This window comes from Streptomyces sp. DSM 110735, from assembly GCF_016482685.1.
Lineage (GTDB): Bacteria > Actinomycetota > Actinomycetes > Streptomycetales > Streptomycetaceae > Streptomyces.
The window spans coordinates 265,204-285,181 of record NZ_JACYHF010000003.1 but is presented as its reverse complement, the minus strand read 5'-3'; the positions used below and the strand labels follow the sequence as shown (position 1 = coordinate 285,181).

The window sequence follows — 19,978 nt, the reverse complement described above, 5'->3', positions numbered from 1 at the left end:
ACGGACTCAGACCCGCCGCTCCGGCGCAGGCTGCCCGGCCAGCGTCGAGCGGCGGTAGGAGTAGCCGAAGTAGACCACGCAGCCGATCAGGAACCAGACGGCGAACCGCACCCAGGTCTGCCACGCGAGGAACGTGATCAGCCAGATGGAGAAGATCACGCCCAGCGCGGGCACGAACGGCATCCACGGTGTGCGGAAGGCGCGCGGCAGCTCCGGGCGCTTGTAGCGCAGCACGATCACCGCCACGCACACCACCACGAACGCCAGCAGGATGCCGATGTTGGTCAGCTCGGCTGCCTCGCCGATCGGCACGAACCCGGCGATGGCCGCGGAGCCCGCCCCGACGATCCAGGTCACCCGGGTCGGCACGTGCCGGGTCGGGTGGGTCTTGGCGAACCAGCGGGGGAGCAGCCCGTCGCGGGACATCGAGAACCACACCCGGGTCACGCCCAGCATGAACGTGAACATCACGGTGAGGATGCCGATGATCGCGCCCACCGCGATCACGTCCGCGAGCCCGCTCAGCCCGACGGACTTGAACGCCGTGGAGAACCCGCTCTCCGGGTCGATGTCCTTGTAGTTCTGCATGCCCGTCAGCACCAGGCACGCGGCCACGTACAGCACCATCGAGATGATCAGCGAGTAGATGATCGCCTTCGGCATGTGCCGCTGCGCGTCCTTGGACTCCTCGGCGGCCGTGGACATCGCGTCGTAGCCGAACACCGCGAAGAAGACGGTCGCGGCGCCCGTGAACGCGCCGCTGATGCCGAACGGGAAGAACGGGTGGTAGTTCGCGGTGCTGATGTGGAACACGCCCACGCCGATCACCAGCAGCACCACCAGCACCTTGAGCACGACCACGACGGTCTCGAACCGGGCGGCGCTGCGGATGCCGAGCGTGAGCAGCCAGGCGATCAGCAGACACAGCACGGCGGCGAACAGGTCCACCCGGTGTCCGGCTCCCGTGCCGGGCGCGCCCAGCATCCAGGCGGGCAGGTCGGCGCCCAGTTGCTCCACGAGGAAGCTGAAGTAGCCGGAGATGCCGATGGCGACCACCGCCACGATCGCGGTGTACTCGAGCAGCAGGTCCCAGCCGATGAACCAGCCCGCGAACTCCCCGAGCACCGCGTAGCCGTAGGTGTACGCCGAGCCCGCCTTCGGGATCAGCCCGGCGAACTCGGCGTACGACAGCGCCGCGCAGGCGCTCGCGACACCGGCGATCAGGAAGGAGACCACGACGGCGGGACCGGCTTTGCCGTTGGCCACCGTCCCCGCCAGCGTGAAGATGCCGGCGCCGATGATGCCGCCCACGCCGATGGCGGTGAGCTGCCACAGCCCGAGCGAGCGTTCGAGCCCGCCGCTCTCGCTCGCCTCGGACTCGTCGATGTGCTCAATGGGTTTGCGACGGAGAATCCCCTCACCCGCACGGATCTTGGCCACACGCCTCACCTCTTCCCCGACGGCAAACGGCTGACGGCGGATCATGATGACTCAGCCCCGCCGGGGAAGGAAGACGCCACGCAAGGACTGCCCGGTCCGCGCCCGCCCGAGCGCCAGGCACGGCGCCGCCCGGGCGCCCGTCACGGTCCCGCCTGAACGCCTGCCACGGCTCCGCCCGACGCCCCGCTACGGCACGACCGTCACCGGCCAGCGCCCCGCCTTGACCAGCCGTACCGCCACCGAGCCGATGATGCGATGACCCGCCTGCTCGGAGGCGCCCACCACCACCGCGTCCGCCTTCAGCTCGTCCGCGGCGCGCACCAGACCGTTGTACGGGTCGCCGCGGAAGGTGTGGAACTCCCAGCGCACGTCGAATATCCCCTTCACGCGCTCCGCCGCCGCCCGGATCTGACCGATCAGGTCCTCGGCGATCTCGTCGGTCGTCTCCGCCACCGGCGCCCCGAGCGCGGCTCCGGCCGCGAGCACCGGCTGCACGTACACCACCGCCAGGAGCGCGCCCTGGCGCCGCGCGAGACCGCCCGCGTACGCCGCGGCGCGCAGCGAGGACTCCGAGCCGTCCACCCCGGCCAGGATGACCTTGGGTCCGTCGGTACCCCGCTCGAACTGATGCGCGTTCTCCGCGTGCTGTTCCCTCACGCGGGCGAGGCTATCGAAACCACTGCCGAGCACAAGCGGCACGTCCGCGCCACGGTCGACTCGTCGTATTCGTCATACCGCCGGACGCGATTCCGTCCGCCGAGCGGGTGGAATCGCCGGGCCTCGCGGTGTCGATGTGGGGGCCACGCGTCGGGCGGGGCGACTGATGGGTCATGCAGAAGCATCGGTTGTTCACACGGCGTCGGCTGCTGCTCGGCTCGGCCGCCGCGCTCGGGGCCGCCGGGACCGGGGGTCTCCTCCTGGCGGGCGGCGGCGACAAGCCCGCCGCCCCCGCCGCTCTCGCCGGACCCCAGGCGCGCCAGGTCCTCAAGCCCTCCGCCTTCCGGCTCCAGCCCCTCGCGGGCTACGGCGCCCCGCGCACCGCGCCCGGCCGGACACAGGTCCGCCACCAGCCGTTCGTCCGCATCACCGCCCGGGGGCGGGAGATGATGCTGACCTTCGACGACGGACCCCACCCCGACTACACCCCGCACATCCTGGACACCCTCGCCAAGTACGACGTGCGCGCCATGTTCTTCGTGTGCGGCGAGATGGCCGTCCAGAACAAGGAACTCCTCGCCCGGATGGCCGAGGCGGGACACGTGGTCGGCAACCACACCTGGACCCATCCGCTCCTCACCCAGTTGCGCCGCGCGGACATCCGCGACGAGATGGAGCGCACCTGCGACGTGATCCAGGACGCCTACGGAGACCGCCCGCAGTGGTTCCGCGCCCCCTACGGCGCCTGGAACCGCGCCACCTTCCAGTTGGAGGCCGAGCTGGGCATGGAGCCCATGGCCTGGACCCACGACACCACCGACTGGATGACCCCCGGCACCCGCACCGTGATCAACCGGGTGGAGAAGAACGCGGGACCCGGCGTCGTGATCCTCTCCCACGACGCCGGGGGCGACCGGACACAGAGCGTCCAGGCGATCCGCGAGTACCTGCCCTATCTGCTGGACCACGGCTACCACCTCACCGTCCCGCCCCGCCGCAGAGCCTGAGCGGACCCGCGCCCGCCCGGCCGCCGCCGGTTCAGCCGGTCGTGGCCAGGCGGGCGAAGACGACCACGTTGCCGTCGTAGCCGTTCTGCTTCGTGAAGCCGCCGCCGCAGGTGATCACCCGCAGCTCAGGGGTGCCCTTCGAGCCGTAGACCCGGTCGCCGGGGAACTTGCTCTTCTCGAAGACCTCGACGCCGTAGATCTCGAAGACCGCCGTCCGCCCGTCCTCGCGGTCCACCTCGACCCGGTCGCCCTTCTTCAGCGCGCCGAGCCCGTAGAACACGGCCGGACCGCGCTGGTTGTCGACATGACCGACGATCACGGCGGTGCCCTTCTCGCCCGGGGAGACCGCGCCCGTGAACCAGCCCGCCAGATTGGTGTCCTCCGGTGGCGGGGCGCCCACCGAGCCGTCGGTGTTCATGCCGACCGGGGTGACGGGGGCGTCGACCCGGATCGCGGGGATGCGCACCCGGCCGGGCGCGGAGAACGCGAGCGAGGCGGCGGCGGGGGCGGCGGCGTCCGGGACGGCAGGGGCGGCGTCGGGGGCGGATGCCGAGGTGCCGGTGTCCAGGGCCGCCGCGGCGGCCGGCTGGGGCGGTCCCACGTCGAACTCGCCGGAACCGTTGCGGATGAGCGCCAGACCGGTCAGCAGGACGAGCGCTATGACGCCCCAGGGGGCGCGCCTCCTGGGGCGCTCCTCCCACTCCGCAAGCTCGGAGGCAGACATTCGCCATCCCTTCGTCACGTGGTCGCGGCCACGTCCACAGCGCATGGGAAGAAATTAAGTCCCCCGCGCGGAAGGCGGCGACGGGGCGAGGGGCGAACGGGTGGCCCGTCAGCCCGACGGTGCGCCATCCGAGTTGCGGTTCACAGGAAATTTCTGACGGCATGTGACCTGCGACAACATCCGATTGTGTGCTTGTCGTACGGAGGCTGTGCTCACCAGGACGGAGCATTCTCGACATGCGGGCGTGTTCCGCGCGCCCGATGGTGCTGTCGGGAGGTGCTTTCTCGCCGATCGCCCGGGAACCGGACCCGGGGTGCCTCCCGCGGAGGATCAGATGCGCAACCAAGGTGCCTTGGCGGCGGTGTGCGCCGCCATCGCCGTGCTCTCGGTGACGGCGCCCGTGGCCGTCGCGGACGGCATGGGCAACGGGAACGGTGTGGCGGGAACGTCGGGGGTCGTGCCGGTCCCGGTCCCGGTGCCCGGCAACGGGAACTTCAACGGGAACGGGAATTTCAACGGCAACAACAACTTCAACAACAACGGGCACGGCAACGGGAACGGCAACAACAACTTCAACGGCAACAACAACGGCCACGGGAACAACAACGGCAACAACAATTTCAACGGGAACAACAACGGGAACTTCGGCAACAACAACGGGCACGACAACGGAAACTTCAACGGGAACGGCACCGGCAACGGGAACAACCGGGGCAACGACGACTTCGGCGGCGGCCGTGACAACGACTTCGGCGGTGGCGGCGGCCACGGCGAGGGCGGCAACCGCGACATCGTCGTGAGCCCCAACGTGCTCCCCGCCGGTGGCCGCATCACGGTGACCGTGGAGGGCTGCCGGGGCGGCAGCATGTACTCCGAGGTCTTCCGCACCACCCAGCTCCGCCCGTTCCGCGACAACAGCGCGCGCGGTGTCGCCACCATCGACCGCGACGCCCGGCCCGGCCGTTACTCCATCACCGTCGACTGCGGCGGTCGCACCCGGACCAGCCCGAACGCCTTCACCGTGCTCGGCGGGGTCAACGGCGGTTTCGGCGGCAGCAGTTCGAGCGGTCCCGCCCCGGCCGACATGGCCATCGGCAGCGGACTCGTCGCCTCCGCCTTCCTCGGCGGCGGGGTGTTCTGGATGCGCCGCCGGGGCGAGAGGCGGGTCTGAGGGCCGTACGCCACCGTCCCCACCCCGGATGCCGCCGCCGACCGTCGCGGGACGCGGCGGCATCTTCGTGTACCCGGCGCGCGGTGGGCGCTACCCCTTGGCGCCGGGGAACAGGCTGAGGAACGGCTCCGCCGTCGCCGCGATGCCCCGGCTGAAGGGGGCGTCGAAGTCCCAGATCAGGAAGAGCATGAAGGCGATGGTCGCGGAGAAGAGCCCGGCGAGCACCAACTCCCTTGCCGTGCGCCGGATCTGGAGTGCGAAGACCATGCCGACGGTGATCACCGCACCGGCGAGCAGCCCCCACCACACCACCGGCGGCATGGTGTCCCCGGTGGAGTCGGCCCGCGCGTTGCGCGCCTGGTCGGCGGCGGCCAACTGGTCCAGGACCGGCTGGTACGCCTGTGCCTCGAAGTCGTTCTTCGGCCGGTAGTCCGTGACGTCGTGCCGGACCTGGGCCAGCAACTGCCCGCCCTTGTCGGTCACTTCGCCCTTGTCGGTCATCGACTTCCACTCGGTGGTCACGACGTGGGAGACGTAGATGTCGATGTCGTTCCGGATGCGGTCGCGCACGTCCGGCGGGTAGACGCGGACGCGCTCGGAGATCTCGTGCAGCGCCTGTGCCTCGCTCTGCACCTGGTCCTGCGCGGCGCTGCGGGCCTCCCACACGCCCGCGATCGCGAGACCGAGGACGATGGCGTAGACGACACCGATCCACATCGTCATGTACTCGATGACGTCCGGGGTCTCGCTGGGGTCCTCGTCCTCCGGGGCGCGCTTGTGCCGTACGAGGGTGATGACGACCACCACCGCGCACGCGCCCAGCATCGCCAGGAGCAGGACAAGCCAATCGGACAAGTGGTTCCTCCAGGGGTGAGGTACGCCCGCGTCAGCGCGGGCGCAGGGCGGCGACGGCGACGATCGGGGGGACGGTGATGAGCAGCACGTAGGTGACCGGCGACGTGTGGGAGGGCGCGGTCCGCCGGGTGGGCTTGGGGTGGTACGCCGGGTAGCTCACCGGGGTCGCGGTGGGGCGCGGGGTGGGCTTGGGCGTGGGCTTCGGCTTCGGCTTGGGTGGCGGTTCGGGCGCGGGTGCCGGTGGGGGCGGCGGGGGTGCGGGGGGCCGGACCGGTGCGGGGGGTGGGGGCGGCGCGGGTCGGGCGGGTGGTTTCGGCGCGGGTGCCGGTTTCGGCGGCGGGGCCGGGCGTGGGGTCGGTGTGGGGGTCGGCTTCGGTTTCGGCGGCGGGGGAGGGGGCGGTGGCGGCTCCGGCGTGGGCGTCGGTGTCGGTGTCGGGGTGGGCGTCGGCGGGCAGGGCGGTGGGGGTGGCTCCTGGCACGGCGGGGGCCAGGGACCGTCCCCGACCACCGCGATCGCCACCGTGCCGTCCGGCCCTGTCGAGGCGTAAGCGCAGACGTCCGCCGACGCGGTACCGGCCGGACACCCCACCACGGCCCAGGCCACCGCCAGCACGGCCAACGCTCTTACGGCGACCGTGACTCGGGTTCCTTCGGGTCCTTGCACGACGAGATCATGAGGCGCGCAAGCCGCTCCCACGCCCCGCCTTGAGCGGATTGATCCGAAGGAGGGAGATCCCCCCACCAGCGGTTTGACCCGCCACCGCCCCCGACGACCCGCATGGGCACACCCGTACGGCACGCGCCCCCCGGCAGCCGACCCCGGCGCCCGCGGAGCGCCCCCACCGAAAGTTTTTCGCCGCCTCGTTGAACGCCCGCGCGGCGCCCCCCGTACCCATGGCCGTGCGGCGGCGCGGCAGGCGCTCCGATAGCGATATCCAGGCAGAAAATGGGGAGTTGAGGATGAAGACCTCCTGGCGGACCGCCTCACTGATGGCCACGGCAGCCTCGGTGCTGGCGCTGACCACGGCGTGCGGTCAGGAAAACGCCACGGCACCGGCGGCGCAGAACGTCGGTGCGGCGGGCGCGGCGGCCTCGCCCTCGACCGGTGGATACGGCGACCCCGGCGCGGGCAACGGCTACGGCGCCGACGGCAGCAACGCCTCCGCCTCCCCGACCGCCGCCGCCCCGGCGGGCAAGCTGGCGGTGGCCAAGGACGCCAAGCTCGGCAACGTGCTCACCGACGAGGCCGGCATGACGCTGTACCGGTTCGACAAGGACACCGCCAAGCCGCCGGCGTCCACGTGCGAGGGCGACTGCGCCACCGCCTGGCCGCCGGTCCCTGCCGACGACGCCTCGGCCGGTGCCGGTGTCGAGAAGTCCGCCCTGGGCGAGGTGACCCGCCCCGACGGCAGCAAGCAGCTCACCATCGACGGCTGGCCCGCCTACCGGTTCGCCAAGGACAAGCAGGCCGGTGACACCAAGGGCCAGGGCGTCGGCAAGACCTGGTTCGCGCTCGCCCCCAACGGCAAGAAGGCGTCCCTCGCCTCCCTGCCCGGTCTCTCCGTGCACAAGGACGCCAAGCTCGGCGACATCATCGTCGACAAGAACGGCCACACGGTCTACCGCTTCCTCAAGGACAAGGCGTGGCCGAAGTCCGTCTCCAACTGCACCGGCGCGTGCCTGGAGAAGTGGCCTGCGGTCGGACCGGTCGCGGAGAACGACACCAAGGGTGTGCTCAAGAAGGGTCTGATGCCGTTCACCCGCCCCGACGGTGTGAAGCAGATGACGGTCAACTGCTGGCCGATCTACACCTTCTCCGGTGACAAGGCTCCCGGTGACACCAACGGCCAGGGAGTGGGCGGCACCTGGTACGCCGTCTCGCCCGACGGCAAGCCGATCGGCGCCCCCGCCGCCTGACCGGCAACCCCGGGGGGCAGCCGCAAGGCAGCCGCCGGGCACCCGAACTCCCCCCACCGGCGCCCGTCTTCCTCCGTACCGCACGGAGCGAGGCGGGCCGCCGTCATGCCCGAGGTACGTCACTCAGCGGGGTCGGACGCGTACTTCCCGCAGGCAGTGACCGGGAACGGATGGTCAATTTCCGTTTCGGGTCGCTCCATTGGCAAGCGATCAGTAGCCTCAGCTCGAACACCGGATCGTCTGCCCCCGTCCCCTACGCCTTGGAGTGATACATGGAGCGCCCCGCCTGGGCCCCCCGGAGCATCGACATCTCGGTGCCGAGCGTCTCGCGCATGTACGACTACTACCTGGGCGGTTCGCACAACTTCGAGGTCGACCGGGAAGCGGCCCGCAGCGCCATGGAGTTCATCCCGGGCCTGCCGAAGATCATGCAGGCGAACCGGGCCTTCCTGCGCAGGGCGGTGCGCTTCGCCACCGACCAGGGTCTGACCCAGTTCCTGGACATCGGCTCCGGCATCCCCACCTACGGCAACGTCCACGAGATCGCCCAGTCCGCCGCCCCCGGCGCCCGTGTCGTCTACGTGGACCACGACCCGGTGGCCGTCGCGCACAGCGAAGCCGTCCTCGCGGGCAACCCGGACACCGAGGTGGTCGCCGCCGATCTGCGCAAGCCGCAGGAGATCCTGGCCAGCCCCCAGGTGGAGCGGCTGCTCGACCTCGAACGCCCCGTCGCCCTGCTGCTCGTGGCCGTCCTGCACTTCGTGGAGGACTCCGACGACCCGCACACCGCGCTCGCCGAGCTGCACGCGGCGCTCGCCCCCGGCAGCCTGCTGATCCTCACCCACGCCGCCTACGAGGGCATACCCGTGACCCCCGAGCGGGCCGAGGGCGCGGTCGACGTGTACAAGGACATCCGCAGCCCGCTGATCATGCGCTCGCGCGACGAGATCGCGCGGTTCTTCGAGGGATACGACATGGTGGAGCCCGGACTGGTCCCGATGCCCGAGTGGCGGCCGGAATCGGCACCGGAGGACGAGGACGCGTACGCGTTCTCCGGGTTCGCGGGCGTGGGGCGCAAGCGTTGAGCGCGGCGCCGGACGGGCCGGAGGGCAGACTGCGCCGCCTGACGACGATCTGGAGCCGCGCGGTGTACCCGGTCACCGCCACCTCGCTGACCCGCGCCGAGTTCGAGGCTCAACTGCTGCCCCTCGCGGCCCGGTTGAGCCGCGCCCTGCGCGCCCGCAGCTTCGACCCCGGGGAGGCCAGGGCTGTCGGCGCCGCGCTCGTCGAGGCGCACGGCACCGACCCCGAGGTCCTCACCCGCACCCTGGACTGCGTGGACGCCTACCTCGTCCTGTACTGCGGAGAGGACGGTCCGCAGGACGAACTGCGCCTGCGCTCCTCCCGGTTGCAGCACGCGATGGCCGCCGGATACGCGCAGGCGCTGCGCGACCGCACGCTCGCCGAACAGGAAGCCGTCGCCCAGGCAGCGCTGCGCGCCCAGGGCGTGGTCGCCGAGGCGCTGCACGCCAGCGAGGCACGCTTCCGCGCCGTCTTCGAGGGCGCCGCCATCGGCATCGGCATCGCGGACCTGGAGGGCAACGTGCTCCAGGTCAACGGCGCCCTGCTGCGCATGTTCGGGCTGTCCTCGTCGGCGATGGGCGGACTGCGGGTGCGGGACTGGAAGCACCCCGAGGACGCGCCCCAGACCTGGCGGCTCTACGACGAACTCGTGCGCGGCGAGCGCGAGCACTTCCATGTCGAGAAGGCGTTCAACCGCCCCGACGGCACCGTGCTGTGGACGAACCTCACGGTCTCCCTGCTGCGCGACGCCGACGGCAGCCCGCAGTACCAGCTCGCGCTCATGGAGGACACCACCGAGCGCCGCCTGCTCCATCTCCGGCTGCGCTACGAGGCCACCCACGACGCCCTCACCGGACTGCCCAACCGCACCCTGTTCTTCGAGCGCCTGGAGAAGGCTCTCGCGGCGGGCAAGGGCCAGCGCTTCGGGCTGTGCTATCTCGACCTCGACGGCTTCAAGGCCATCAACGACAGCCTCGGTCACGCGGCGGGCGACCGGCTCCTGGTGGAGGTCGCGGACCGGCTCCAGTCCTGCACGGCCGCGCCCGGCGAGATGGTCGCCCGGCTCGGCGGCGACGAGTTCGTGGCCCTCACCACCGGTCCCCACACCGAGCAGGGCGTGGACGAACTGGCCGACCGCATCATGAACGCGCTGGTCACCCCGGTGAGCATCGACGGCCGCGATCTGCTGGTGCGCGGCAGCCTCGGCATCGTGGAGGGACCGGCGGGGGAGCGGACGGCGGCCGAGGTGCTGCGCAGCGCGGACATCACGATGTACCGGGCCAAGTCGGCGGGCGGCAACCGCGCCGAACTCGCGGACGCGGAGGCGGACGCCCGCGCCATCACCCGGCACGGTCTGACCACCGCGCTGCCCACCGCCCTGGAGCGCGGCGAGTTCTTCATCGAGTACCAGCCCCTGGTGCACCTCGGCGACGGCACCGTCCGGGGCGCCGAGGCGCTCGTGCGCTGGCTGCATCCCCAGCACGGGGTGCTCGGTCCGGACCGCTTCATCCCGCTCGCCGAGCACACCGGGCTGATCGTGCCGCTCGGGCGCTGGGTCCTGGAGGAGTCCGTACGGCAGGCGCGCGCCTGGCAGGACGCCGACGGCGACAAGGGACAGCCCCTGCGCATCAACGTCAACCTCTCGCCCTGCCAGCTCACCCACCCCGGGCTGGTCCAGGACACCGTCGACATCCTGGAGCGCACCGGGGTCACCCCGGACGCGCTCTGCCTGGAGGTCACCGAGTCCGCCCTGATCGGCGCCGACGACGGACTCCTGAAACCCCTGCGCCGCCTGGCGGAGATGGGCGTCGACATAGCCCTGGACGACTTCGGCACCGGCTACTCCAACCTCGCCAACCTCCGCCGCCTCCCGGTGAGCATCCTCAAGCTGGATCGTTCCTTCACCCGGGGAATGCAGCAGTTCCCCGCCGACCCGGTCGACCTCAAGATCGTCGAGGGCATCGTCTCCCTCGCCCACAGCCTCGACCTCGCGGTCACGGTCGAGGGCGTCGAGACCAGCGCCCAGGCCGAACAGCTCCGCCTCCTCGGCTGCGACACGGCACAGGGCTGGTACTACGCGAGACCGGGTCCGCCGGAAAACCTGCACACCCTGCACCTGGCAAACGCGACGAGCTGAGTGAGGAATCTGGAGGGGGCTGAGCAGGCGGCTTCGCCGCCTGCTCAGCCCCCTCCAGAGGGGCGCGGGGAACTGCGCGACAAGCCACAACGAACCCGCACTCGCGCGACGGAGGCACAAGGCAGACGAGAAGGCGCCGCAACCACCCCTCACCTTTCCAAGAGCATCCGCTGCAACTCCCGAGCCCCCCGGGGCGGAGCCACATCACTCCGATGCGCCAAGGCGATCGTCCGCTGCAACCCGGGCCGCGCCAGCGGAGTAACCCGAAGCCCCCGCCCCGCCCGGGTGGCAACCATCCGCGGCACCACGGCAACGCCCAAGCCGGCCCGCACAAACCCCAGCACCGCGTCCATCTCACCCCCCTCAACAGCGAACTCCGGCTCGAACCCAGCGGAGCGACACGCCGCGACGGTCAGCTCCCGCAGGTCGTACCCGTGCCGGAACATCACCAGCCGCTCGTCCGCGAGGTCGGCGATCTCCACCGTCCGCCGCCCCCGCCCGGGCGCCGGTTCCTCCGGTGAGGACACCACCACCAGGTCCTCCCGCAGCAGCTCGACCGTGGTGAGGGCGGGGGCGGGCGCCGGGAGGGGCAGCACGATCAGGGCGAGGTCCAGGGCGCCGCGGGCCAGCTCGCGGACCAGGTCGCGGGAGCCGCCCTCCTCAATGAGGAGCTGGATGCCGGGGTAGCGGTCGTGGAAGGCGCGCAGCACGTCCGGGAGCAGTCCGGTGCAGAGGCTGGGGGTCGCGCCGAGCCGGACCCGGCCGCGCCGCAACTGCACCAGCTCCTGGACCTCCTGCCGGGCGGTGTCCGCGTCCGCGAGGATGCGGCGGGCCAGCGGCAGCAGCGCCTCGCCCGCGTCGGTCAGCGCGATGTTGCCGCGCGCCCGCACGAACAGGTCGGCGCCCAGCTCCCGCTCCAGCGCGCGGATCTGCTGGGACAGCGAGGGCTGCGCGACATGGACCCGCTCGGCGGCCCGGGTGAAGTGCCGGGTCTCGGCGACGGCCACGAAGTACTGGAGCTGCTGGAACTGCACCCCTCCAGCATAGCCGCAGCCTATGGAGATCAGCCGAACCATGTCTTGGACCGATCGGTGTCCCCGGCTCTAGCGTCCTGTCCATGGCTCTGGCAACGCGGACGGACCGTCGTCCGTCCATGGCGCGCGCGATGTGGGACAGCTCCGTCGGCAAGAAGACGGTGATGGCCGTCAGCGGGCTGATCATGCTGCTCTATCTGATCGTGCACATGATCGGCAACCTGAAGATCTATTTCGGGGCCGCCGAGTTCAACCACTACGCCCACTGGCTGCGCACCGTCGGCGAACCCTTCATGCACTACGAGTGGACGCTCTGGCTCGTCCGGATCGTCCTGGTCGTCGCCGTGGTCGCCCACGCGACCGCCGCCTACCGGCTCAGCCGCCGCGACATCAAGGCGCGTCCCGTCAAGTACGCGCACAAGAAGGCGCGTTCGAGCTACGCGACCCGCACGATGCGCTGGGGCGGGATCATCCTCGGTCTCTTCATCGTCTGGCACATCCTGGACCTGACCACCGGCACCGTGCACTCCGGCGGCTTCCAGGAGGGGCACCCGTACCAGAACGTGGTGGACACCTTCTCCACCTGGTACGGCAACGTGATCTACATCGTCGCGATGCTCGCGCTCGGTCTGCACATCCGGCACGGCTTCTGGAGCGCCGCCCAGACCCTGGGCGCCGGGAGCCGCACCCGCGACCGGGTCCTGAAGACCGTCGCGAACGTCCTCGCACTGCTGCTCACGGCCGGGTTCATCGCCGTACCCGTGGGTGTCATGACCGGAGTGGTGAGCTGACCATGACGTACACCGACTATGCGACCGGCACCCCGGTCGCCGACGCCAAGGCGCCGACCGGGCCGATCCAGGAGCGCTGGGACACCCGCCGCTTCGAAGCCAAGCTCGTCAACCCGGCCAACCGGCGCAAGCACACCGTCATCGTCGTCGGCACCGGTCTCGCGGGCGGCTCGGCGGGCGCCACGCTCGCCGAACAGGGCTACCACGTCGTCCAGTTCTGCTACCAGGACTCCCCGCGCCGCGCCCACTCCATCGCGGCGCAGGGCGGTATCAACGCGGCGAAGAACTACCGCAACGACGGCGACTCCGTGCACCGGCTCTTCTACGACACCGTCAAGGGCGGCGACTTCCGCGCCCGCGAGTCCAACGTCCACCGCCTCGCGCAGATCTCGGTCGAGATCATCGACCAGTGCGTCGCCCAGGGCGTGCCCTTCGCCCGCGAGTACGGCGGACTGCTCGACACCCGCTCCTTCGGCGGCGTCCAGGTCTCCCGCACCTTCTACGCCCGAGGACAGACGGGTCAGCAGTTGCTCCTCGGCGCCTACCAGGCGTTGTCCCGGCAGATCGCCGCCGGGAACGTGGAGCTGCACCCGCGCACCGAGATGCTCGACCTGATCGTGGTCGACGGCCGGGCGCGCGGGATCGTCGCCCGGGATCTGATCACCGGGAAGATCGACACGTACTTCGCGGACGCGGTGGTGCTGGCGAGCGGCGGCTACGGCAACGTCTTCTATCTGTCGACCAACGCCATGAACTCCAACGCGACCGCGATCTGGCGGGCGCACCGGCGTGGCGCGTACTTCGCCAACCCCTGCTTCACCCAGATCCACCCCACCTGCATCCCGCGCACCGGCGACCACCAGTCCAAGCTGACCCTGATGAGCGAGTCGCTGCGCAACGACGGCCGGATCTGGGTGCCCAGGGCGGAGGGCGACACCCGGCCGCCCAACGAGATCCCCGAGGACGAGCGCGACTACTACCTGGAGCGGATCTACCCCTCCTTCGGCAACCTGGTCCCGCGCGACATCGCCTCCCGCGCCGCGAAGAACGTCTGCGACGAGGGCAGGGGCGTCGGACCCGGCGGCCAGGGCGTCTACCTGGACTTCGCCGACGCCATCCGGCGCATGGGCCGCAAGGCGGTCGAGGCGAAGTACGGCAACCTCTTCGACATGTACCAGCGGATCACCGACGAGGACCCGTACGCGGTGCCGATGCGGATCTACCCCGCCGTGCACTACACGATGGGCGGACTGTGGGTCGACTACGACCTCCAGACCACGATCCCCGGACTGTTCGCGATCGGTGAGGCGAACTTCTCCGACCACGGCGCCAACCGGCTCGGCGCCTCCGCGCTGATGCAGGGGCTGGCCGACGGCTACTTCGTCCTGCCCGCCACCATCAACGACTACCTGGCCCGCAACCCGCACCAGAGCGCGGTCACCGACGAACACCCCGCCGTCCAGGAGGTGCTGGCCGAGACCGAGGACCGCGTCAACCTGCTCCTCGCCGTGGACGGCGACCGCACCCCCGACTCCTTCCACCGCGAACTCGGTGAACTGATGTGGGAGTTCTGCGGCATGGCCCGCACGGACGCCGGACTGCGCAAGGCGCTGGAGGAAATCCCGCGCATCCGCGAGGAGTTCTGGCGCCGGATCAAGGTCCCCGGCACCGGCGAGGAGTTCAACCAGTCGCTGGAGAAGGCCAATCGCATCGTCGACTACCTCGAACTGGCCGAGCTGATGTGCCTCGACGCGCTGCACCGCGCCGAGTCCTGCGGCGGCCACTTCCGCGAGGAGTCCCAGACCCCCGACGGCGAAGCCGCCCGCCGGGACGAGCAGTTCGGCTACGCGGCCGCCTGGGAGTTCACCGCCACCGGCGAAGCCCCCGTCCTGCACAAGGAAGACCTGGTCTTCGAGTACGTCCATCCCACCCAGCGGAGCTACGCATGAGGCTCACCCTGCGCGTCTGGCGGCAGCGCGACGCCGCCGCCGAAGGCGCCATGTCCACCTACGAGGTGGACGGCATCTCGCCCGACATGTCCTTCCTGGAGATGCTGGACCAGCTCAACGAGCGGCTCATCCTGGAGGGCGAGGACCCCGTCGCCTTCGACCACGACTGCCGCGAGGGCATCTGCGGCGCGTGCAGCCTCGTCATCAACGGCGACGCGCACGGTCCGGAGCGCACCACCACCTGCCAGTTGCACATGCGGTCCTTCCGCGACGGCGACACCATCGACGTCGAACCGTGGCGGGCCGCCGCCTTCCCGGTGATCAAGGACCTGGTGGTGGACCGCTCCGCCTTCGACCGGATCATCCAGGCCGGCGGCTACATCACCGCCCCCACCGGCGCCGCCCCCGAAGCCCACTCCACGCCGGTGCCCAAGCCGGACGCCGACCTCGCCTTCGAGCACGCCGAGTGCATCGGCTGCGGCGCCTGCGTGGCCGCGTGCCCCAACGGCGCGGCGATGCTGTTCACCTCCGCCAAGGTCAACCACCTCAACGTGCTCCCGCAGGGCGCGCCCGAGCGCGAGACCCGGGTGCTGGACATGGTGACGCAGATGGACGAGGAGGGCTTCGGCGGCTGCACCCTCGCGGGCGAGTGCGCCACCGCCTGCCCCAAGGGCATCCCGCTGGTCTCCATCACCCGCATGAACAAGGAATGGCTGCGCGCCACCCGCAAGACACGACGCTAGCCGTCACACACGTTCGACGACGCTAGCCGTCACACACGTTCGCCGACAGCGCGGACGGGCGGGGCCGGGAATGGTGCTCATCCCGGCCCCGTCTGGCTTTCCCCCGTCGGCCGGGAACGACGGACCGGGTGGACGCCGCGTGCGACGCGGTGTCCACCCGGTGGGTGCCCGTTGCTCAGGAGTCGCCCTTGCGGCCGCGCCTGCGGTCCTGTGACAGGTCGCTTCCGGCGACGGAGCGGTCGTCCTCGGTGATGTTCTTGTCGTCCAGCAACTGGCCGGCCTCGGAGGCGACCCGCTTGCTCGTGTGGTGGCCACGTTCGGCGTCCGACAGGGCACTGGCGGCTACGGAGCGCTCTTCCGGCGTGGCGTTCGGGTCGGCCATGATGCGTGCGGCCTCTGAGGCGTCCATCTTGCCCGTCATGATCGCTCACCTTCCGTGTCGGGGAGCGTCCTGCCCGCACCCCTCGGTCAGCGACCGTGCACACTCCGCGGGGGTCAGTGCACGGCCAGTTCCATGCTACCGACATTCATCAGATATGCCGACAAATCAGGCATCTTGAGCCTCGCGCAGCGACAGATGGCGGCTCAGGTGCTCGGCGGTCGGGGTGCCGCCCTGACGTGCGACCTCCTCGGGGCGCCCCTCGGCGACGATCCGGCCGCCGTCGTCGCCCGCGCCGGGACCGAGGTCGACAACCCAGTCCGCGGCGGCGATCGTGCGCAGGTCGTGCTCCACCACGACGACCGTGTTCCCGGCGTCCACCAGGCGCTGCAACTGCCCGACGAGCAGATCGATGTCGGCGGGGTGCAGCCCGCTGGTGGGCTCGTCCAGGAGGTAGAGGCTGTGGCCGCGCGGGGCGCGGTGCAGTTCGCTCACCAGCTTGATGCGCTGCGCCTCCCCGCCGGAGAGCGTCGTGGCGCTCTGGCCGAGCGAGAGATAGCCGAGCCCGATGTCGGAGAGCAACCGCAGGATACGGGCGGCGGGTTGCACGTCGTGGAGGAACTCCAGCGCCTCCTCCACGCTCATCGCCAGCACGTCCGCGATGGTCCTGTCGCGGTAACGCACCATGAGCGTCCCGGGGTTGTAGCGAGCACCCGCGCAGACCGGGCACGGCGAGGTCTCCGTGGGCAGGAAGAGCAGCTCGATGCTGACCACCCCGTCGCCCAGGCAGTGCGGACAGCGCCCCTGGGTCACGTTGAAGGAGAACCGGCTCGCGGTGTACCCGAGTTCGCGGGCGGCGGGCTGGGACGCGAACAGCTTGCGGACGCTGTCGAACAGCCCGGTGTAGGTGGCGAGGTTGGAGCGCGGGGTGCGCCCGATGGGCTTCTGGTCCACGACCACCAGCCGGTCGACGTTCCCGAGCCCCTCGGCGGAGCGCACCGTCACACGGTCCTCCGCGAGCGCCCACGGCGGCACCCCGTCCTCCTCCTCGTCGGCGGTCTCCACCGAGGCGGGGTTGCGGGCGAGGTCCGCCGCGGTGTCGTCGGCGTGCAGATGGTCGCGCACGGTGTCCGCGAGGGCACGCCGTACGAGAGTGGATTTCCCCGAGCCGGAGACGCCCGTCACCGCCGTCAGCGTGCCGAGCGGGAAACTCGCGTCCAGATCACGGAGGTTGTGACCGGTGACCCCGAACAGGCGCAGCCAGCCGTCCGGTTGGCGGGGTTTCTCCGGTCCGGGCACGGCGGGCGCGCTCGCGGTGAGGTAGCGGGCGGTCACCGACTGCTCCGCCCGGCCGAGTTGCCCGGCGGGACCGTCGTAGAGGACCTGTCCGCCGTGGCGGCCCGCGCCGGGACCCATGTCCACGATCCAGTCGGCGGAGGCGAGCACCTGCGCGTTGTGCTCCACCACGAAGACGCTGTTCCCGGCGCCCTTGAGCCGTCGCAGGGCGGTGAGCAGCAGTTCCGTGTCGGCGGCGTGCAGGCCCGCCGAGGGCTCGTCCAGGACGTAGAGCACCCCGAACAGACCGCTGCGGAGCTGGGTGGCCATGTGCAGGCGCTGGAGTTCGCCGCTGGAGAGGGTGGAGGTCGCGCGTGCCGTGGCGAGGTAGCCCAGACCGAGGTCGATCAGGGTGCCGAGCTGGTCCTGGAGTCCGGAGATCAGGGCCTGCGCCGCTTGTCGGCGCTCGGCGGGCAGGGCCAGGGTGTCGGGGTGCTCGCGGGCGGTCTCCAGGAACGCCGCGAGCTGGGTCAGGGGCATCGAAGTGGCCACCGAGATGTCCTGTCCGGCGACGGTCACCGCCAGCGCCTCCGGGTTGAGCCGCTTCCCGTGGCAGGTCGGGCAGACCTCCTCGGTCATGAACGAGGCTGCCTTCGCCCGTAGATGCGCCGCCTTGGAGGTGGCGAAGGTGTGCAGCACCCACCGGCGCGGGCTCATGTAGGTGCCCTGGTAGGAGCGGGCGACGCGGTGGGCGTCACGGACCGGGTGCACCGTGACCGTCGGCTGCTCGTCGGTGGTCAGCAGCCACTCGCGGCGCGCGGCGGGCAGCGTACGGAACGGTACGTCGATGTCGATGCCCAGCTCCGCGAGGATGTCGCGGTAGTTCTTGCCCTGCCAGGCGCCGGGCCACGCGGCGACGGCGCCCTCCCGGATGCTCAGGGAGTCGTCGCCGACCAGCTTGCCCTCGTCCACGGTGTGCAGCCGCCCCAGCCCGGAACAGGTCCGGCACGCGCCCACCGCCGTGTTCGGCGAGAAGCTGTCCGAGTCCAGCGGCGCGGCGTCCCGGGGAAAGGTCCCGGCCAGGTCCTCCGGGGTCTGCCCTGCCGGGTAGGTACCGGCGCGGGAGTACAGCATCCGCAGGACGTTCGAGACCCGGCTCACCGTGCCCACCGTCGAGCGGGTGCTGCCGCCGCTGTGCTGCTGGCGGAGCGCGACGGCGGGCGGCAGCCCGGTGATCTCCCCGACCCTCGGTGCCGAGCCCTGGTCGATCAGCCTGCGGGCGTACGGCGCGACGGACTCGAGGTAGCGCTGCTGCGCCTCGGCGTAGATGGTCGCGAACGCCAGCGAGGACTTGCCCGACCCCGAAACGCCGGTGAACGCCACCACCTGATCGCGGGGGACGTCGACGTCGACGTGGCGCAGATTGTGCTCGGTGGCGCCCCGGACCCGGATGAGTCCGTCGTGACCGGCGTCCGGCGGGCCGCCCAGCGACGCCCCCTCGTGCGACGGTGCGGACGTCGGTCGGGTCCGTGGTGCCATGGTCACCAACCTAGCCCGCCCTGGTGGACGGGGTCGTGGGCGGGGGACGACCGGGTGAGCCGTCCCCCTCGGGCGACGCGGGTCGCAAGGAGGCCCCGCCGCCCGTCAGCGGGCGGCGGGGCCTCCGGAACGCTGTGCCTGGCGGGCCGCGCGGTCAGGTGTGCGGCGGGTTGTCGCGGTGCTGGGTGCCGAACTGGTCCCTCAGCTTGTCCTGCCCGGTGTCGACCTGGGACTGGTGCTTGTTGCCGGTCCGCTGGTCGATGTAGTCCCCGCCCTTGTCGATGCCCTTGTCGGCCATGTCCTCATGGCCCTTGAGCATTCCCTTGATCTTGTCCATGAAGGACATGGCAGCCCTCCTCGTCGTTTGAGGCTTCCACTCCCAGGGTCACCGGCCCGGGCCGCCCTCGCATCTTGAGACCCAGGTCGGACGCTCCCCGGCGCGTGTCGCGGCTAGGGTTGACGCGTGGCAGAGACCAGCGGCAGGCGGCCCGTGGCCGTCTTCGACCTCGACAACACCCTCGCCGCGACGGCGCACCGCCAGCACTTCCTGGAGCGGCGCCCGCGCGACTGGGACGGCTTCTTCGCCGCCGCCCCCGCCGACCCGCCGCTCGCCGAGGGCATCGAGCTGGTGCACCGGTCCGCCCGCGACTGCGAGATCGTCTATCTGACCGGACGGCCCGAGCGCTGCCGGGCGGACACGGCGGACTGGCTCGCCGCGCACGGACTGCCCGAGGGCACCGTGCACATGCGGCGCGACGGCGACCGCAGACCCGCCCGGGTCACCAAGCTGGACATCCTGCGCCGTCTCGCCCGCAGCGGGACCGTACGCGTCCTCGTGGACGACGACGAACTCGTCTGCGACGACGCCGAGCGCGCCGGATTCACCGTCCTGCGAGCCCGCTGGGCCGAGCACTCTGCCGCCCTGGAGGCGGCACAGGAGCGCGAGGGACGTACCTGAGGGCAGTACCGGACGTCGGCGGGAGGTGGCGGGCGGGCGGCGGCTCAGCTCGGCTCCTCCAGGCGGAAGCCGACCTTCATGCACACCTGGTAGTCCTCGATGCGCCCGTTCTCCAGGCGTCCGCGCACCTGGGTGACCTCGAACCAGTCCAGGTTGCGCAGCGTCTGGTCGGCGCGGGCGACGCCGTTGCGGATGGCCTGGTCGACGCTCTCGTGGGAGGTGCCGACGATCTCGGTGACCCGGTAGGTGTGGTTCGACATGCGGGGGTGCTCCTCTCCGCCGTGAGGTCGCGGGGGCGTGCCTCACGTCCGGCGCGACC

The 19,978-nt window shown here is 71.2% G+C and carries 19 protein-coding genes; 9 read left to right on the top strand and 10 right to left on the bottom strand.

Translation table 11 applies throughout. The features are described from left to right. Positions 1-6: 6 nt before the first annotated feature. Entirely contained in the window at positions 7-1,440 is a 1,434-nt protein-coding gene (locus IF655_RS06700; RefSeq protein ID WP_199582905.1) for an amino acid permease, read from the bottom strand. A gap of 186 nt (positions 1,441-1,626) precedes the next feature. Continuing rightward, complete coding sequence (locus IF655_RS06695) at positions 1,627-2,097, bottom strand: universal stress protein (RefSeq protein WP_199582903.1); 471 nt, start codon at positions 2,095-2,097, stop codon at positions 1,627-1,629. Positions 2,098-2,270: 173 nt separating this feature from the next. Between IF655_RS06695 and IF655_RS06690 the strand changes: the two genes are divergently transcribed. Continuing rightward, complete coding sequence (locus IF655_RS06690) at positions 2,271-3,104, top strand: polysaccharide deacetylase family protein (RefSeq protein WP_199582901.1); 834 nt, start codon at positions 2,271-2,273, stop codon at positions 3,102-3,104. Positions 3,105-3,135: 31 nt separating this feature from the next. On the opposite strand, the gene IF655_RS06685 is transcribed toward IF655_RS06690, so the two are convergent. Further along, complete coding sequence (locus IF655_RS06685) at positions 3,136-3,828, bottom strand: class F sortase (RefSeq protein ID WP_199582899.1); 693 nt, start codon at positions 3,826-3,828, stop codon at positions 3,136-3,138. Between the two features lie 334 nt (positions 3,829-4,162). Between IF655_RS06685 and IF655_RS06680 the strand changes: the two genes are divergently transcribed. Beyond that, positions 4,163-4,999, top strand: a complete 837-nt coding sequence (locus tag IF655_RS06680) for a hypothetical protein (RefSeq protein ID WP_199582897.1) — start codon at positions 4,163-4,165, stop codon at positions 4,997-4,999. A 90-nt stretch (positions 5,000-5,089) separates the two neighbouring features. On the opposite strand, the gene IF655_RS06675 is transcribed toward IF655_RS06680, so the two are convergent. Together IF655_RS06675 and IF655_RS31430 are read right to left on the bottom strand one after the other, a co-directional pair. Next, positions 5,090-5,854, bottom strand: coding sequence for a DUF4239 domain-containing protein (locus IF655_RS06675; protein WP_199582895.1), 765 nt, complete (start codon positions 5,852-5,854; stop codon positions 5,090-5,092). A 31-nt stretch (positions 5,855-5,885) separates the two neighbouring features. Next, the gene (locus tag IF655_RS31430; RefSeq protein WP_277952657.1) at positions 5,886-6,014 is read right to left on the bottom strand and encodes a hypothetical protein; all 129 of its coding nucleotides are present in this window, start codon (positions 6,012-6,014) and stop codon (positions 5,886-5,888) included. Positions 6,015-6,814: 800 nt separating this feature from the next. Here IF655_RS31430 and IF655_RS06670 point away from each other — a divergent pair. The 3 genes from IF655_RS06670 to IF655_RS06660 all read left to right on the top strand — a co-directional run bounded on the left by IF655_RS06670 (position 6,815) and on the right by IF655_RS06660 (position 10,991). After that, entirely contained in the window at positions 6,815-7,771 is a 957-nt protein-coding gene (locus IF655_RS06670) for an SCO0930 family lipoprotein (RefSeq protein ID WP_199582893.1), read from the top strand. Between the two features lie 272 nt (positions 7,772-8,043). Beyond that, entirely contained in the window at positions 8,044-8,856 is an 813-nt protein-coding gene (locus IF655_RS06665; RefSeq protein ID WP_199582891.1) for an SAM-dependent methyltransferase, read from the top strand. After that, positions 8,853-10,991: a bifunctional diguanylate cyclase/phosphodiesterase gene (locus tag IF655_RS06660; RefSeq protein WP_199582889.1), complete on the top strand. Its 2,139-nt coding sequence runs from the start codon at positions 8,853-8,855 to the stop codon at positions 10,989-10,991. Before IF655_RS06665 ends, IF655_RS06660 begins: the two co-directional genes overlap by 4 nt. A gap of 149 nt (positions 10,992-11,140) precedes the next feature. Here IF655_RS06660 and IF655_RS06655 read toward each other — a convergent pair whose 3' ends face one another. Continuing rightward, complete coding sequence (locus tag IF655_RS06655; protein ID WP_026249049.1) at positions 11,141-12,025, bottom strand: LysR family transcriptional regulator; 885 nt, start codon at positions 12,023-12,025, stop codon at positions 11,141-11,143. Positions 12,026-12,144: 119 nt separating this feature from the next. On the opposite strand from IF655_RS06655, the gene IF655_RS06650 reads away from it, so the two are divergent. From IF655_RS06650 to IF655_RS06640, 3 genes are read left to right on the top strand one after another with little or no spacing between them, the layout of a single operon-like run. After that, positions 12,145-12,816: a succinate dehydrogenase gene (locus IF655_RS06650; RefSeq protein ID WP_199583327.1), complete on the top strand. Its 672-nt coding sequence runs from the start codon at positions 12,145-12,147 to the stop codon at positions 12,814-12,816. A gap of 2 nt (positions 12,817-12,818) precedes the next feature. Continuing rightward, the gene (locus tag IF655_RS06645; RefSeq protein WP_199582887.1) at positions 12,819-14,765 is read left to right on the top strand and encodes a fumarate reductase/succinate dehydrogenase flavoprotein subunit; all 1,947 of its coding nucleotides are present in this window, start codon (positions 12,819-12,821) and stop codon (positions 14,763-14,765) included. After that, positions 14,762-15,508, top strand: a complete 747-nt coding sequence (locus tag IF655_RS06640) for a succinate dehydrogenase/fumarate reductase iron-sulfur subunit (protein ID WP_199582885.1) — start codon at positions 14,762-14,764, stop codon at positions 15,506-15,508. The genes IF655_RS06645 and IF655_RS06640 overlap by 4 nt, the downstream gene beginning before the upstream one ends. 175 nt (positions 15,509-15,683) lie before the next feature. Here IF655_RS06640 and IF655_RS06635 read toward each other — a convergent pair whose 3' ends face one another. The 3 genes from IF655_RS06635 to IF655_RS06625 all read right to left on the bottom strand — a co-directional run bounded on the left by IF655_RS06635 (position 15,684) and on the right by IF655_RS06625 (position 19,047). Continuing rightward, positions 15,684-15,929, bottom strand: a complete 246-nt coding sequence (locus IF655_RS06635; RefSeq protein WP_199582883.1) for a hypothetical protein — start codon at positions 15,927-15,929, stop codon at positions 15,684-15,686. A gap of 126 nt (positions 15,930-16,055) precedes the next feature. After that, positions 16,056-18,701, bottom strand: coding sequence for an excinuclease ABC subunit UvrA (locus IF655_RS06630; RefSeq protein ID WP_199582881.1), 2,646 nt, complete (start codon positions 18,699-18,701; stop codon positions 16,056-16,058). Positions 18,702-18,855: 154 nt separating this feature from the next. Then, the gene (locus IF655_RS06625) at positions 18,856-19,047 is read right to left on the bottom strand and encodes an antitoxin (protein WP_199582879.1); all 192 of its coding nucleotides are present in this window, start codon (positions 19,045-19,047) and stop codon (positions 18,856-18,858) included. A gap of 117 nt (positions 19,048-19,164) precedes the next feature. Here IF655_RS06625 and IF655_RS06620 point away from each other — a divergent pair, with 117 nt between their 5' ends. After that, complete coding sequence (locus IF655_RS06620; RefSeq protein ID WP_199582877.1) at positions 19,165-19,659, top strand: hypothetical protein; 495 nt, start codon at positions 19,165-19,167, stop codon at positions 19,657-19,659. A 44-nt stretch (positions 19,660-19,703) separates the two neighbouring features. On the opposite strand, the gene IF655_RS06615 is transcribed toward IF655_RS06620, so the two are convergent. Beyond that, entirely contained in the window at positions 19,704-19,919 is a 216-nt protein-coding gene (locus tag IF655_RS06615; RefSeq protein WP_199582875.1) for a dodecin, read from the bottom strand. Between the last annotated feature and the right edge of the window lie 59 nt (positions 19,920-19,978).

Excerpts from the sequence above, each read along its gene's own strand:
- IF655_RS06645 (WP_199582887.1), top strand. The coding sequence starts at position 12,819 with ATGACGTACACCGACTATGCGACCGGCACCCCGGTCGCCGACGCCAAG.
- IF655_RS06640 (WP_199582885.1), top strand. The coding sequence starts at position 14,762 with ATGAGGCTCACCCTGCGCGTCTGGCGGCAGCGCGACGCCGCCGCCGAA.
- IF655_RS06630 (WP_199582881.1), bottom strand. The coding sequence starts at position 18,701 with ATGGCACCACGGACCCGACCGACGTCCGCACCGTCGCACGAGGGGGCG.
- IF655_RS06635 (WP_199582883.1), bottom strand. The coding sequence starts at position 15,929 with ATGACGGGCAAGATGGACGCCTCAGAGGCCGCACGCATCATGGCCGAC.
- IF655_RS06680 (WP_199582897.1), top strand. The coding sequence starts at position 4,163 with ATGCGCAACCAAGGTGCCTTGGCGGCGGTGTGCGCCGCCATCGCCGTG.
- IF655_RS06670 (WP_199582893.1), top strand. The coding sequence starts at position 6,815 with ATGAAGACCTCCTGGCGGACCGCCTCACTGATGGCCACGGCAGCCTCG.
- IF655_RS06685 (WP_199582899.1), bottom strand. The coding sequence starts at position 3,828 with ATGTCTGCCTCCGAGCTTGCGGAGTGGGAGGAGCGCCCCAGGAGGCGC.
- IF655_RS06665 (WP_199582891.1), top strand. The coding sequence starts at position 8,044 with ATGGAGCGCCCCGCCTGGGCCCCCCGGAGCATCGACATCTCGGTGCCG.
- IF655_RS06615 (WP_199582875.1), bottom strand. The coding sequence starts at position 19,919 with ATGTCGAACCACACCTACCGGGTCACCGAGATCGTCGGCACCTCCCAC.
- IF655_RS06650 (WP_199583327.1), top strand. The coding sequence starts at position 12,145 with ATGGCGCGCGCGATGTGGGACAGCTCCGTCGGCAAGAAGACGGTGATG.
- IF655_RS06625 (WP_199582879.1), bottom strand. The coding sequence starts at position 19,047 with ATGTCCTTCATGGACAAGATCAAGGGAATGCTCAAGGGCCATGAGGAC.
- IF655_RS06690 (WP_199582901.1), top strand. The coding sequence starts at position 2,271 with ATGCAGAAGCATCGGTTGTTCACACGGCGTCGGCTGCTGCTCGGCTCG.